Origin of the sequence: Serratia sp. CY56464 (genome assembly GCF_052168435.1) — a bacterium.
GTDB lineage: Bacteria > Pseudomonadota > Gammaproteobacteria > Enterobacterales > Enterobacteriaceae > Serratia > Serratia marcescens.
In genome coordinates, this window is the sequence record NZ_JBJNMV010000001.1 from 1,861,155 (window position 1) to 1,875,149 (window position 13,995).

Here is a 13,995-nt window from a genome sequence, read left to right on the forward strand (position 1 = left end):
CAAATGGCTCGCCCCTGCGCCGACATTGCGCCAGCGCACAGCCTCTCTTGCCGTATAAACTGCAGTGCGACACCGCAGTTTGCGCCAGATCACCTTTCTGAACATCAGTCGAAAAATGCGAATTTTTTTGCAAAAAGCGCGCTTAAAACGGCGCAACGAGGGAACAAGCAGAGAAAAGCCTGAGCGTAACACGCTGATTTGGTTGGTGGGTGGTACAGGGTTCGAACCTGTGCCCCATTGATTAAGCTTCAACTGCTCTACCGACTGAGCTAACGACCCAACGCGGTAAGTTGCCCTCCTCGTCAGTGCCGCTGTCAAACGCTTCCACTCATTACTTTTTCTCATGCGAATTTTACAACCCTTTGTTTAATCAACGAGATAAGCCGCATAAGGTCTGTTAATCCCATCTTTTGAAGAGTAATCTTCCGCTCCCTGAACGTCCGATTTGCCTCCTCCGTGTAAAGATTGATCGACTTTTATCCCACGTATAAATGTTGTAAACATGTTGCACAAAGGTGGCGTTATTGCACTACCTTACTAAAGCCGGATCAACCGGATAAATGTATAAAAAAGAGCCACTTCAGAGCTCACGACTTCACTAATGACAGGTAAAACAGGACATCATCAGATGGTAGATCACTCTAAAATAGCGACTGACGCGACGCCCGCTTCAGAAGATCATCTACGGCGAAACCTCACTAACCGACATATTCAACTGATCGCCATCGGCGGCGCCATCGGCACCGGTCTGTTTATGGGCTCCGGTAAAACCATCAGCCTGGCCGGCCCTTCGATCATCTTCGTGTACATGATCATCGGCTTTATGCTGTTCTTCGTGATGCGCGCCATGGGCGAGCTGCTGCTGTCCAATCTGGAATACAAATCGTTCAGCGATTTCGCCGCGGATCTGCTCGGCCCGTGGGCCGGTTTCTTCACCGGCTGGACCTACTGGTTCTGCTGGGTGGTCACCGGCATCGCCGACGTCGTGGCGATCACCGCCTACGCCCAGTTCTGGTTCCCCGAGCTGTCGCAGTGGATCGCTTCACTGCTGTGCGTGCTGTTGCTGCTCGGCCTTAATCTGGCGACGGTGAAAATGTTCGGCGAAATGGAGTTTTGGTTTGCGATGATTAAAATCGTCGCCATCGTCGGGCTGATTGTCGCCGGGCTGGTGATGATCGCCATGCAGTTCCAGTCGCCGACCGGCACCGTGGCCTCATTCACCCATCTGTGGAATGACGGCGGCATGTTCCCGAAAGGCATCAGCGGCTTCTTCGCCGGCTTCCAGATCGCGGTATTCGCCTTCGTCGGCATTGAGCTGGTGGGCACCACCGCCGCGGAAACCAAGGATCCGGAGAAGTCGCTGCCGCGCGCCATCAACTCGATTCCGATCCGCATCATCATGTTCTACGTGTTCGCCCTGATCGTCATCATGTCGGTAACGCCGTGGAACTCCGTGGTGCCTGACAAGAGCCCGTTCGTTGAGCTGTTCGTGCTGATCGGCCTGCCGGCCGCGGCCAGCGTAATCAACTTCGTGGTGCTGACCTCCGCCGCCTCTTCCGCCAACAGCGGCGTGTTCTCCACCAGCCGCATGCTGTTCGGGCTGGCGCAGGAAGGCGACGCGCCGAAATCGTTCGCTAACCTGTCCAAGCGCGCGGTGCCGGCCAACGGCCTCACCTTCTCCTGCATCTGCCTGCTGGGTGGCGTGGTGTTGATTTACCTGATCCCGAACGTGATGACGGTCTTCACTCTGGTGACCACCGTATCGGCGATTCTGTTCATGTTCGTCTGGACCATCATCCTGTGCTCGTACCTGGTCTACCGTAAACGGCGCCCGGCGCTGCACCAGAAATCGATCTACAAGATGCCTGCCGGCAAACTGATGTGCTGGGTGTGCATGGCGTTCTTCGTGTTCGTGCTGGTGCTGCTGTCGCTGCGCGAAGACACCCGCCAGGCGTTGATCGTTACCCCGCTGTGGTTCATCGTGCTCGGCCTGTCTTACGTGTTCCTGCGCAAGAAGAAAACCGCGTGATGCAAAAAGGGGCGGATCTCTCCGCCCCTTTCTTTTTACGCCTCTGCGCTAATCCGCTTCCGTCGCCACCGCCGCTTTATCCTTGCGCCGCACGCGCAGCTCGCTGACCACCACCCCAATCACGATCAACGCGCCCCCCAATAACGCCACGCCCGGTAAACGCTCACCGGCGAGCCGCCCGACGATGCCCGCCCAGACCGGTTCACCGGCGTAGATCACCGTAGCGCGCGTGGGTGAAACGCTGCGCTGCGCCCAGTTCATGGTCAGTTGAATCAACGCGCTGGCCAGCCCCAGCCCTATGGCGCTGTACAGCAGGTAATCCGAATACGGCGGCGGCGGCTCGCCGGTCGGCACCATCATCAAAAACGAGGCCAGCGAGGCGGTCGCCAGCTGTACTATAGTCACGCGGCGGATATTCACCTTGCCGGCGAAAGCGCCGATGAGGATGATCTCTGCCGCCATGCCCAGCGTGCCGGCCAGCGTCAGCATTTCGCCGAGGCTCAGCGTCATGTCGGTGCTGCTCGGCGCCGCCAGCAGCATCAGGCCGGTAAAGGCCAGCAGAATGCCGATCCACGACATGATGCCGGGGAAGCGCCCCAGCACCAGCCATTGCAACAGCGGCACGATCGGCACGTACATGGCGGTGATGAACGCCGATTGGCTGCTGCTAATCGTCTGCAGACCGACGGTTTGCATGCTGTAGCCGAACATGATCGCCAGCCCGATCAGGACGCCCGCCTTCAGTTCATACAGGGTCAGGCCGCGCAGCACGCGCAGCGAAAACAACGTCAACGCCAGCGTGGCGGTGGCGAAACGCAGGCCGACAAAAAAGAACGGCCCGCTGACTTGCATCGCGTGATGCACCGCCAAAAAGGTGCCGCCCCAGATCATCGTGATGAAAATCAACACCGCTTCCGGCAGCCTGATCTGCGGAACCACGGCGGAAATAAAGGATTTTTTTGCTGCTGACACCGGCTTGCCCTTCCTGCTGAGTGCAATATAATGCACAGATCCTGCCAGTATGAGATAAAGTCCGGCGATGAGCAATACGGCGCATAACGCGAAAACCGATCCCCCCAAAGTGCTGCAGTACCTGAGCAGCAATCTGCGCGGCTACCGCCAGCAGGCGGGCCTGAGCCAGATGGCGCTGGCCGAGCTTTCCGGCGTCAGCCGCCGCATGCTGGCGGGCATCGAGGCCGGCGATCGCAACGTCAGCCTGGCGGTACTCGACAAGATCGCCGCCGCCCTGGCGATTTCCTTTACCGATCTGATTCAAGCACCGGAGGCTCGCGGCAACCATCTGGTGGGCGAGTTGGCCTGGCAAGGCGCACAGCCGGGCAGCCAGGCGCTGTTCGCCGCCAGCGTGCCGGCGCGCCAACGGGCCGAGCTGTGGGAATGGACGCTGATGCCGGGTGAGCGCTATGACTCGGCGCCGGACGCCGAAGGCTGGAGTGAAATGATCTACGTGATTGCCGGCACCCTGACATTGGAACTGGAACAAGGCACGCTGACGCTCAGCGCCGGCGCCGCGCAAACCTTCAACAGCGATCAACGTTACGCTTACGCCAACCACGGCGACCTCCCGCTGCGCTTTATCCGCAACGTCGCCTTCTGACTGCCCGCCGGCCCGCGCCGGCGGCGGATGTCGTGTCGCTGTCGTGCCGCTGTCGTGGCGCCGCCACCCCGCGCCTCCTACACTGGATGACAGTGACAGCGAACTCGGGAGTGCATCATGCAAAAGTACCGCATCAGGCCGTTACGTCTGGAGAAAGGCTGGTCGCAGGAACAGTTGGCGACCATCGCCGGCCTCAGCACCCGCACCGTACAGCGGATTGAAAACGGCGAACAGGCCAGCCTGGAAACCTTGACCGCGATCGCCGCCGCGCTGGGCGTGCAGGTCCGCGATCTCAACGCACAGCCGCAACAGACAATAGAGGAGGAGGCGCCTGACGAACAGCGCCTTCGTCGCCAGGTCGCGGCAGAAGGCAAACTGCTGAGCATGGCGGTGCGTTTCGCCGTGATTGGCGTGATGTTGTTCGCCATCAATTGGTTTACCCACCCGCACTATCTCTGGTCGCTGTGGGCGATCGGCGGCATGAGCCTCGCGCTGGTCATGCGGGCGGTGCGCACTCTGCTGCTGCGCAACGTCTTCAGCCGCTGGCAGGAACAGCGGCTGGCGCAAAAACTCAGGCGTCTGCCGTGAGCGTTAGCCACTCGGCCAGCCGGGCCAACGCGCTGCCCGGCACGATCGCCTGCGGCGACAGCAGGTAATAGCCGCTGCCGTCGGGCGTAAAACCGAACGGCGCACTCAACAAACCGGCGGCCAGATCGTCTCGCACTTGCAACCACGGGCCGATCGCGATGCCAAGACCGGCGACCGCCGCCTGCAGGCTGAAATAGAAATGATCAAAGCGCTGCTCCGAATGCCCTGCCAACGTCATCCCCTGCTGCTGCGCCCAGTGCCGCCAGGCATCCGGCCGGGTGGCAGAATGCAGCAGTTTAGTGCCGGGCCGCAAACTCCGCAGGCTGCCCTCGGCGCTCGTCATCCTTGCCAATGCCTCGGGTTGGCACACCGGCCCAACCTTTTCACTGAACAGCGCCAGGCTATGCACCTGCTTTCCCCAATCGAAGTCATTGCGCCTGATCGCCGCCGTAATGCCGTCATGGAACGAAAACGGCCCGCCACCGGCCACCAGTTGTAAGTTGATATCCGGGTGCGCCTGCTGAAAAGCCGGCAGACGCGGGATCAGCCAACGCATCAATAAGGTCGGTTCGCAGGACAAGACCAGCGGCGCGTCGAGCGCCTGCTGACGCAGTTCCAGCGCGGTATGATCCAGAATGCCGAAGGCCTGCTGTGTCGCCTGAAACAGCTTGCGGCCCGCCGCCGTGAGCAGTACCCGCCGATGGCGGCGCTCAAACAACGCCACGCCCAGTTCCTCTTCCAGCGCCCGCACCGCCCGGCTGACGGCGCCATGCGTCAAATTCAGCCCCTGCGCCGCCTGCGTAAAACTTTCCAATCGCGCGGCAGCCTCGAAGCAGCGCAGCCCGCCCAACGGCAACGGCCTGCCGATATTGCGTGAGTTTTTCTCACCGATATTGTCACTATTCATCGTTTGTCACCGAGAAAAATTACTCTTATAAATCAGTCACTCTATTGATAAACACCGCAAGGATAACTATGACTGAACTCATCGCTGTCGTCACCATTACTTTACTCGCCGTGATAAGCCCGGGGCCGGACTTCGCCATGGTTTCGCGCAATAGCCTGTTGCTTTCGCGCCGCGCCGGCGTCTTGACCGCCTGCGGCATCGGCGCCGGGGTGCTGGTCCATGTCAGCTATACGCTGATTGGCGTCGGCGTGTTGATTCAACAGTCGCCCTGGTTGTTTAACCTGCTTAAAGCCATCGGCGCCGCCTACCTGATCTACCTCGGCGTTACGCTGCTGCGCAACGCGGCGCATCATGACGCAGCCCCCAGCACAGCGCCGGCCGCCATTAGCGATTTCGCCGCCTTGAAAACCGGTTTTTTCACCAACGCGTTAAACCCGAAAACCACCATCTTCATCGTCAGCCTGTTCATGCAGGTGGTTTCTCCACACACCCCGCTCGGCGTGCAAATCGGCTATGGTCTTTTTATCGCCGCCGTCCATATCTTCTGGTTTGCCGCCGTCGCGCTGCTATTTTCCGCACCGGGCGTCAATGCGCGCTTTTTGCGTTTGCGCCGCGGCATCGACCGCACCTTTGGCGGGCTGCTGATCGCCTTTGGCGCCCTGCTGGCGATCGCCGGCATCAAGTAACGCCGTAACGCCAAGTTCGCCATTCGCTTCTATGCTTATCAGGGGTTTTTGTTAATCATCTGAGCGGGAGTACGGAACATGACGAAACTGTTGGTGCTTTATTACTCAATGTACGGCCACATCGAACGCCTGGCGCAGGCGGTGGCCGAAGGGGCGAATCGGGTCGATAACGTGGACGTGACGATTAAACGCGTGCCGGAAACCATGACGCCGGAGGCCTTCGCCAAGGCCGGGGGCAAACAACATCAACAGGCGCCGGTCGCCACCCCGCAAGAGCTGGCGGACTATGACGGCATCATCTTCGGTACGCCGACCCGCTTCGGCAATATGGCCGGGCAAATGCGCACCTTCCTCGATCAGACCGGCGGCCTGTGGGCTTCCGGCGCGCTGTACGGCAAGGTAGGCAGCGTCTTCTCCTCCACCGGCACCGGCGGTGGCCAGGAACAGACCATCAGTTCGACCTGGACCACGCTGGCGCACCACGGTTTCATCATCGTGCCGATCGGCTATGCGACGCAGGAGCTGTTTGACGTTTCACAGGTGCGCGGCGGCACCCCGTATGGCGCCACCACCATCGCCGGCGCCGACGGTTCGCGGCAGCCGAGCAACGAAGAGCTGACCATTGCCCGTTATCAGGGCGAACACGTGGCCAAAATCACCGCCAAGCTGAAAAGTTAAGCGCCCTCCAGCCTCGTGATCCAAAGGGCCGCGCATTCGCACGGCCCCATCTTGTTGCCGACCCGCCGCAAGGTTAGAATGCCCCTCCCCCGGCCATTCAGCGTCTGAAGGCCAGGCCCGAATTCGTTCTGCCCGTCGCTCATCCGCTTTCAGCCTGAGGACGGGCGTTCTGTTTTTTGCGCACAGCGAAGGGAATAAGTCAGTGTCTAAAGATTTTGATGAACTAATAAGAGACATGGATCTTATTATTGAAAATGTAGACAGCTTCAAGGCTCTGGCTCCGCGCGCGCCCGAGCCGGCTCCGGCCCCGCCGCCGCCGGTTCATCACTACGACTCGTTCTGCGAAAACATCGCGCTGAAAGTCGTCTTGAAGGTGCTGCTGTCTTCGGTGGACAAGATAGTCAAAGTGCAGATCGCCAACAAGGTCGAGCAAGAAATCGCCCAGATCGAACAGCAGGTGGTGCGCGCCGGCGGCGGCCCGGTATCACCGGACGATCTGGCGCAGATGACGCATTACGTTCGCCGCACGGTCAACGACCTGCTGGAATAATCCCCCCTTTGAAACGGCGTCTGTTGGACGCCGTTTTTATTTCCGCCGCATTTCACGTGCGGCGTGGCTGTACCATGACTGACACATTCACAACATGAATATGTTGCATTGTTGTATTCGTTTCACTGCGATAAGTTTAATTTACTGTAAATATATACAGTACTTTTTTAACTTATTGAGGATATGAATATGCGCTTTAACAACAAGATGTTGGCCCTGGTCGCCCTGCTGTTCGCCGCACAGGCGTCGGCCGACACGCTCGAATCCATCGACAACTGCGCGGTCGGCTGCCCGACCGGCGGCAGCAGCAACGTGTCTATCGTGCGTCATGCTTATACGTTGAACAACAACAGCACCACCAAGTTCGCCAACTGGGTGGCTTATCACATCACCAAAGACACACCGGCCAGCGGCAAGACGCGCAACTGGAAAACCGATCCGGCGCTCAACCCGGCGGACACGTTGGCGCCCGCCGATTACACTGGCGCCAACGCGGCGCTGAAGGTCGATCGCGGTCATCAGGCGCCGCTGGCCTCGCTGGCGGGCGTCTCCGACTGGGAATCGCTGAATTACCTGTCCAACATCACGCCGCAAAAGTCCGATCTTAACCAGGGCGCCTGGGCGCGGCTGGAAGATCAGGAACGCAAGCTGATCGATCGCGCCGATATCTCCTCGGTCTATACCGTGACCGGGCCGCTGTATGAACGCGATATGGGCAAACTGCCGGGCACCCAGAAAGCGCACACCATCCCCAGTGCCTACTGGAAGGTGATTTTCATCAACAACAGCCCGGCGGTGAACCACTATGCCGCTTTCCTGTTCGATCAGAACACGCCGAAGGGCGCCGATTTCTGCCAATTCCGCGTGACGGTGGACGAGATCGAGAAACGCACCGGCCTGATCATCTGGGCCGGTCTGCCGGACGACGTGCAGGCTTCGCTGAAGAGCAAACCCGGCGTCCTGCCGGAGTTGATGGGCTGCAAAAACTGACGAAAAAACCCGCCGAAGCGGGTTTATTTTTCACGCGGGCGCCGGCGGATTATTCCGTCAGCGCTTTTTGCGCGGCGGCCAACTCACGCTGACGGGGTGAGGCTACCGCGTGATCGCGCGCCAACAGCGTATACACCGTCGGCAACACAAACAGGGTAAACAGCGTGCCCACCAGCATGCCGGAGACGATCACCAGCCCCAGGCCGAAGCGGCTGGCAGCCCCGGCGCCGCTGGCGAACAGCAGCGGGATCAAACCGAACACCATCGCCCCGGTGGTCATCAGCACCGGCCGCAGACGAATTTGCGCCGCCTGCAAAATCGCGCCGCGCCGCGTCAGCCCCTGATGCATCTGCAGCTCATTGGCGAACTCCACCATCAGAATGCCGTGCTTGCTGATGAGCCCGATCAGGGTCACCAGCCCGACCTGGGTGTAGATATTCATCGTGGCGTAGCCCAGCGCCAGCGGCAGCAAGGCGCCGCAGATCGACAGCGGCACGGTGATGAGGATAATCAGCGGATCTTTCAGGCTCTCGTACTGCGCCGCCAGCACCAGGTAAATGATCACCAAGGCCGCCAGGAACGCGAACGCCAGCGCGCTGCCCTCTTGGGTGTATTGGCGCGAATCCCCCTGCCAGTCGTGGCTAAATTCGGCCGGCAGCGCATTGGCCTGCCGTTCGAGGAAAGCCACCGCTTCGCCCATCGAAACGCCGGGCGCGGGAATGGCCTGCAGGGTGGCGGCGTTCTGCTGGTTGAACTGGGTCAGCTTGTTCGGTTCGACCTTAACAGCCACCGATACCACGGTGGAGAGCGGCACCAGCGTATTGTCCTGGGTGCGGACATATTGCCGCGCCAGCGCCTGCGGCGTCAGCCGTTGTTCGCGCAGGCTTTGCGGGATGACGTCATAAGCGCGCCCGTCCATGCCGAAGCGGTTGAGGTAGTTCTCTCCCACCAGCACCGCCAACGATTCACCGATGTCGCTCATGCGTATCCCCAGACTGTTGGCCTTGGCGCGATCGATGCGCACCTCCGCCAGCGGGTTGTTGTAGTCCAAATCGCTGTCCACCACCATAAACAGGCCGCTGTTTCTGGCGTTCTGCTTCACCTCCTCCAGGGTGCGGTACAGCTGCGGGTAGTCCTGCGGCGTACGCAGCACCATTTGCACCGGCAGCCCCCCGGTGGAGCCTGGCAAGGCGGGCAGCTGGAAGGCGAAAATGCTGGTGCCTTCAACATCGTTCACCGCCCGTTGCAGCTCGGCCTGCACCGCCGACGCCGAGCGCTGGCGCGCCTGCCACAGCGTCAGGTTGATGCCGCCGATGCCGGACGCCGTGCCGTCGCTGCCGTTGATGATCCAGCGGCTTTCGGTTTCCGACATGCGGTTGTAAACCTCATCCAGCTTGTAGGCAAAGCGTTCGACATAGTTCAGGTTGGCGTGCTGCGGCGCCTTGATGGCGGTCAGTACAATGGCCTGATCCTCGGTCGGCGCCAGCTCGCGCTGCGGCATCAGGTACAATAGCGGCAGACTGATCATCACCAGCAACGCCAGCGTGCCGGTCACCCAACGGTGGTGCAGCGAGAAATCCAGCGCGCGCGCATAGCGCCGCGTCAGGCCGCCGAAGAACCACTCGGCGGCGTGCGCCACGCGCCCTTCGCTCTGTTTGGCCGGCAGCAGGAGCGAGCTCATCACCGGCGACAGCGTCAGCGCCACCACGCCGGACACCACTACCGCCCCGGCCAGCGTCAGTGCGAATTCGCGAAACAGCGCGCCGGTCAGCCCGCCCATCAGGCCGATCGGCGCATAGACCGCGGCCAGCGTCAGAGTCATGGCGATCACTGGCCCGGCCACCTCGCGTGCGCCGATCATCGCCGCCGCCAGCGGCGTTTTCCCCTCTTCGATATGGCGATGCACGTTCTCCACCACCACGATGGCGTCGTCCACCACCAAACCGATCGCCAGGACCATCGCCAGCAGCGTCAGCAAATTGACGCTGAAGCCAAAGGCCAACATCAGCCCGGCAGCGCCAAGTATCGACAGCGGAATGGTCACCACCGGAATCAACACGGTGCGCAGCGACCCCAGACACAGGTAGATCACCGCCACAACGATCGCCAGCGCTTCGAGCAGGGTATGCACCACTTCATCGATCGAGGCCTGAATAAAGCGCGCGGTTTCGAACGCCAGCGCCATCTTCACGCCCGGCGGCTGCATCTTGTCGATCGCCGGCATCAGGTGGCGAATGCCGTCGACGATCACCAGCGGGTTGCCGGTCGGCGTAGGGAAGACGCCGAGGAACACCGCCGGTTCGCCATCCATCAAGGCGCTGGTTTCCGTGGCTGCGGCGCCCAGCTCCACGGTGCCGACGTCTTTCAGGCGCACCAGACCGTTGCCGTCGTTGCGCACCACCAGATTGCGAAACTCCTCTACGCTGGTGAGATCGGTATTCACCCGCACGTTGGCAACCACATACTGCCCTTTCACCTTGCCCGGCGCCGCCTGGTAGTTGTTGCGCCGCACCGCATCGGCCACATCGGCAGCGGTCAGACCGCGGCCGGCCAGCCGATCGCTGTCCAGCCACAGGCGCATCGCCATTTTTTGCCCGCCGAACACTTCAACCTTGGCGACGCCGTCGATGGTGGTGAACATCGGTTCCACCACCCGCGTCAGGTATTCGCTCAGCGCCGGCGTGGACAGCGTTTTACTGGAAAAACCGACATAGGCCACAGCGGTGGCTTCACCGGCTGAGCGCTCAATCACCGGATCGTAAGCCTGTTCCGGCAGCTTATAGCGCACCTGGTTGACCTTGGCCATCACTTCGGTCAGCGCCTGGGTGGAGTCGCGGTTCAGCGCCATGCGCACCGTCACCACGCTGCGCCCCTGCACCGAGGAGGAAGAAAGGTAGTCAACGCCCTCGACGGAGGACACTGCCTGGGCGATCGGCTGCGTAACAAAGCCCTGCATCAGCTCGGACGACGCGCCGGGATAGTCGGTGCTGATGGTGATGGTAGAGTTTTCCAGCAGCGGGTATTGGCGGATCGGCAGTTTGCTGAGCGCCAGCGCGCCGAACAGCAGAATCAGGGTGCTGACCACCAGCGCCAGCACCGGCCGGCGCACGAACAGATCGGTAAATGTCATCGGCCTCTCCTCAGGAACCGGCCTGGGCGGCGTTCAGAGTATCCTGCGCCACCGGCTCGGCCGCCGTGCCGTCGCTCAGCTTGAGCTGGCCCGAAGTCACCACCCGGTCGCCTTCCTGCAGACCGCTGACGATCTCGACGCGCCCGTCGTTGCGCTCACCCACGGTGACTGAGACGCGCTTGACCGTCATGCCCTTTTCACCCTGCTGGGCCAGAAACACGGTATCGCCGTACGCCGTATAGGTCAGCGCCGTTTCCGGCACCGTCAGCACCGCCACGCGCTGCTGCTGCGTGACGCGAATGCCCGCGTACATACCGGCTTTCAGCAATCCTTGACGGTTGGCCAACGTCGCCTGCACCTGCACGGTGCGGGATTTGCCGATCATCGGGTCGATAGCGGTAATGGCGGCGGGGAAAGCGCGCTCGGGATAGGCCCCGACCTGCACCGACACCGCCTGCCCCAACGCCAGCCCGGCGCTGCTTTGTTCGTCCAGCGAGAAGTTGACGCGCAGCGTATCGGCGTCCACCAGGTTCGCCACCGCCTCGGCGGCGTTGAGGTATTGCCCTTCATGCACGCGACGAATGCCGATGGTGCCGGAGAACGGCGCGCGGATCGCCTTTTTTGCGATTTTGGCCTGCGTTTCCTGCACCGCCCCGAACGCCATATCCCGTTCGGCCAGCGCATCGTCCAGCTGTTGTCGCGCGGTGGCGTTGAAGTTCATCAGCTTGCGCATGCGCGCCAACAGCAGATCGGCATTGCGCAATTGTGCCTGCAGGCGCACCAGCTCAGCCTGCTCGACCGCATCGTTGAGCTGCACCAGTAGTTGCCCCTGCCGCACCGTTTGGCCGGATTCGAACAGGATGCGCGTGATGCGGCCGCTGGTCTCTGCCGCCACTTCCACCTGGCTGGCCGCCTCCAGCTCGCCCACGCCGGCGTAACTGCGCGCCGCCTGTTCACGCAGTGCGGGCGCCAGCGCCACTTTCACCGGCGGATAGGCCGGCGCACCTTCGCTTTGCCGCGCGGTGGATCGCATCGCGACCGCAGCGACGGCGAGCGCCGCCAGCAGCGCGGCAATAATGAGGTATCGTTTCATCATGTAACGGTTTCTTCCTGATTTTACAGCCAAAGCCATCCTTGCCCCGACGCAGCGCAGGCAGGTGACGAGAGATGCCGGTTGCCAAGCCCGGCTGGCTGCACTATAAAACCTCAGGTTAACTTGAGGTCAAGCTGAGGAACGTGGAATGGCAAGAAATGAACCGATTAACACCTATCGGCTATTGACCGTTGGAGAAGTGGCGAAGCGCAGCGGCGTGGCGGTATCCGCGTTGCACTTTTACGAAAGCAAGGGGCTGATTCAGGCAACGCGCAACGCCGGTAACCAGCGCCGCTACACGCCGGTGGTGTTGCGCTACATCGCGGTGATCAAGATCGCGCAAAGCGCGGGCATTCCACTGGAGGAGATCCGCGCCACGCTGGGCCGCTTTCCCAGCGGCAGCAAACTGACCTCAGAACAATGGGGGCTTTTGTCCTCCGCCTGGCGCAAAACGCTGGATGAACGTATTCAACGGCTAACGGTGCTGCGCGACCATCTCGACAGCTGCATCGGCTGCGGCTGCCTGTCGCTCGCCGACTGCCCGCTGCGCAACCCAAACGATATTTTGGGCCAACAGGGCGCCGGCGCGCATATTTTCGAACACCCGACGGAACACCGGTGAGCGAAACAGGTTGCGCACCGGTTCTCCCGGGCCTCTCAAGGATAGATGATGTTCAACGTGGCCGAGGTGTTGATTTCCCCCTGCGTCACGCCATCGCGCTGATAAGGGTAATAATAAGCGCCCATGCCGATGATGAAGTGACTGTTCAGGCTGCCGCCGGCGGCGACATGAAACAGTGAAGTGGCGCTGCCGCGATCGACGTTGGAAGGCGACAATACCACCGGCGAGCTCGGCATGTCGCGCTTGACCAGGCGCAGCCCCACTCCTTGCGCGCCGCCCGCATTGGCATTGGTCAACACGCTGGCGTCGGAGGCCAGCAGGTTATTGCTGGACAGGAACATCTCAACGGCGCGATCGGCGATGCCTTCCTGCTGCATGTTCTGGCAGTTGATGTTCAGCGAGAACGGCGTGTAGCCGGGTTGATTGTTATTCAGCACCTGCGCCATGCCCATTTTGGGCAACCTGACCGTCAGGCCGGCGTTGAGGGAGGAGTAGAAAGACAGCGAAGAAACACAAGGGGGCGTGCTCTTGGCAAACACGCCCCAGATAGCGGTTGGGGAGGCGGGAGGATTATTTTACCGACATATCCGTGCGGACGATGCCATGGTTTTTCATCACCTCTTCCATGGTGAGGTTCTCATCGTACGGCGTATCATCCACCACGACGTCTTGCGGGCGGACATAAGGTTTGGTCGCGCGTTTGAACATCCACCACCATACGAACACCAGAAAAGCGCCGGACTTCAAAAAGATCATCGTCCATAAGGCGACTTGATACCAGTTCATCTCTGTCTCCATAAGAGCATTAAGCGAAATTGATAAGGCGGCGTTGCTTGTCACACCGGTAACGCCTGGCAACAGCAGGCATCCGAGCGGCCGACCTTGATGGATGCATAATCTCACCGACGCATGGCCCTTATCAATAGCCGATCGCGTTTCCTGCAGAAGCGTCCCGGTTTATCCGCACGCAAAAGCAAAAAACCCCGTGCTCAGAGAGCACGGGGTCAGAATGTATGGCGGAGGAGCAGAGATTCGAACTCTGGAACGGTTTCCCGTCGACGGTTTTCAAGACCGTTGCCTTCAGCCACTCGGCCACCCCTCCGCAAC

Annotated in this window: 14 protein-coding genes and 2 tRNA genes; 8 read left to right on the forward strand and 8 right to left on the reverse strand. The window is 60.9% G+C overall.

Annotated features, from left to right (window positions below; genetic code table 11):
- Positions 1-203 precede the first annotated feature (203 nt).
- Positions 204-279 (reverse strand) — tRNA-Lys (locus ACJ8KE_RS09130).
- A 349-nt stretch (positions 280-628) separates the two neighbouring features.
- On the opposite strand from ACJ8KE_RS09130, the gene cycA reads away from it, so the two are divergent.
- Complete coding sequence (gene cycA, locus ACJ8KE_RS09135) at positions 629-2,029, forward strand: D-serine/D-alanine/glycine transporter (RefSeq protein ID WP_028128006.1); 1,401 nt, start codon at positions 629-631, stop codon at positions 2,027-2,029.
- A 48-nt stretch (positions 2,030-2,077) separates the two neighbouring features.
- Here the strand turns inward: cycA and ACJ8KE_RS09140 are convergent, their stop codons facing one another.
- Entirely contained in the window at positions 2,078-3,001 is a 924-nt protein-coding gene (locus ACJ8KE_RS09140) for a DMT family transporter (protein ID WP_033640779.1), read from the reverse strand.
- 67 nt (positions 3,002-3,068) lie between these two features.
- Between ACJ8KE_RS09140 and ACJ8KE_RS09145 the strand changes: the two genes are divergently transcribed.
- Positions 3,069-3,644, forward strand: coding sequence for a helix-turn-helix domain-containing protein (locus ACJ8KE_RS09145; RefSeq protein ID WP_049300489.1), 576 nt, complete (start codon positions 3,069-3,071; stop codon positions 3,642-3,644).
- A 117-nt stretch (positions 3,645-3,761) separates the two neighbouring features.
- Entirely contained in the window at positions 3,762-4,232 is a 471-nt protein-coding gene (locus ACJ8KE_RS09150; RefSeq protein ID WP_016928267.1) for a helix-turn-helix domain-containing protein, read from the forward strand.
- On the opposite strand, the gene ACJ8KE_RS09155 is transcribed toward ACJ8KE_RS09150, so the two are convergent.
- The gene (locus ACJ8KE_RS09155; RefSeq protein WP_318669937.1) at positions 4,216-5,139 is read right to left on the reverse strand and encodes a LysR family transcriptional regulator; all 924 of its coding nucleotides are present in this window, start codon (positions 5,137-5,139) and stop codon (positions 4,216-4,218) included. The two genes, ACJ8KE_RS09150 and ACJ8KE_RS09155, sit on opposite strands and share 17 nt — an antisense overlap.
- 68 nt (positions 5,140-5,207) lie before the next feature.
- Here ACJ8KE_RS09155 and ACJ8KE_RS09160 point away from each other — a divergent pair, with 68 nt between their 5' ends.
- The 4 genes from ACJ8KE_RS09160 to ACJ8KE_RS09175 all read left to right on the forward strand — a co-directional run bounded on the left by ACJ8KE_RS09160 (position 5,208) and on the right by ACJ8KE_RS09175 (position 8,043).
- Positions 5,208-5,825 (forward strand): LysE family translocator, encoded by a 618-nt coding sequence (locus tag ACJ8KE_RS09160; protein ID WP_033640782.1) that lies wholly within the window; start codon positions 5,208-5,210, stop codon positions 5,823-5,825.
- A gap of 78 nt (positions 5,826-5,903) precedes the next feature.
- Complete coding sequence (gene wrbA, locus ACJ8KE_RS09165) at positions 5,904-6,503, forward strand: NAD(P)H:quinone oxidoreductase (RefSeq protein WP_004928045.1); 600 nt, start codon at positions 5,904-5,906, stop codon at positions 6,501-6,503.
- Positions 6,504-6,738: 235 nt separating this feature from the next.
- Positions 6,739-7,053 carry a hypothetical protein gene (locus ACJ8KE_RS09170; RefSeq protein ID WP_016928271.1) on the forward strand — a complete coding sequence of 105 codons (315 nt, stop codon included), beginning with the start codon at positions 6,739-6,741 and terminating at the stop codon, positions 7,051-7,053.
- 189 nt (positions 7,054-7,242) lie between these two features.
- Positions 7,243-8,043, forward strand: coding sequence for a DNA/RNA non-specific endonuclease (locus tag ACJ8KE_RS09175; RefSeq protein WP_060387549.1), 801 nt, complete (start codon positions 7,243-7,245; stop codon positions 8,041-8,043).
- A gap of 49 nt (positions 8,044-8,092) precedes the next feature.
- Here ACJ8KE_RS09175 and ACJ8KE_RS09180 read toward each other — a convergent pair whose 3' ends face one another.
- Both ACJ8KE_RS09180 and ACJ8KE_RS09185 read right to left on the reverse strand, forming a co-directional pair.
- Complete coding sequence (locus tag ACJ8KE_RS09180) at positions 8,093-11,173, reverse strand: MexW/MexI family multidrug efflux RND transporter permease subunit (RefSeq protein WP_016928273.1); 3,081 nt, start codon at positions 11,171-11,173, stop codon at positions 8,093-8,095.
- 10 nt (positions 11,174-11,183) lie between these two features.
- Entirely contained in the window at positions 11,184-12,269 is a 1,086-nt protein-coding gene (locus ACJ8KE_RS09185; protein WP_442517221.1) for an efflux RND transporter periplasmic adaptor subunit, read from the reverse strand.
- A 145-nt stretch (positions 12,270-12,414) separates the two neighbouring features.
- On the opposite strand from ACJ8KE_RS09185, the gene soxR reads away from it, so the two are divergent.
- Complete coding sequence (gene soxR, locus ACJ8KE_RS09190) at positions 12,415-12,888, forward strand: redox-sensitive transcriptional activator SoxR (protein WP_016928275.1); 474 nt, start codon at positions 12,415-12,417, stop codon at positions 12,886-12,888.
- 35 nt (positions 12,889-12,923) lie between these two features.
- Here soxR and ACJ8KE_RS09195 read toward each other — a convergent pair whose 3' ends face one another.
- From ACJ8KE_RS09195 to ACJ8KE_RS09205, 3 genes are all read right to left on the reverse strand, one after another.
- Positions 12,924-13,427, reverse strand: coding sequence for a fimbrial protein (locus ACJ8KE_RS09195; RefSeq protein WP_282676659.1), 504 nt, complete (start codon positions 13,425-13,427; stop codon positions 12,924-12,926).
- A 31-nt stretch (positions 13,428-13,458) separates the two neighbouring features.
- Positions 13,459-13,674, reverse strand: coding sequence for a hypothetical protein (locus ACJ8KE_RS09200; RefSeq protein ID WP_016928277.1), 216 nt, complete (start codon positions 13,672-13,674; stop codon positions 13,459-13,461).
- Between the two features lie 228 nt (positions 13,675-13,902).
- Positions 13,903-13,990: transfer RNA gene (locus ACJ8KE_RS09205), tRNA-Ser, on the reverse strand.
- Positions 13,991-13,995 lie beyond the last annotated feature (5 nt).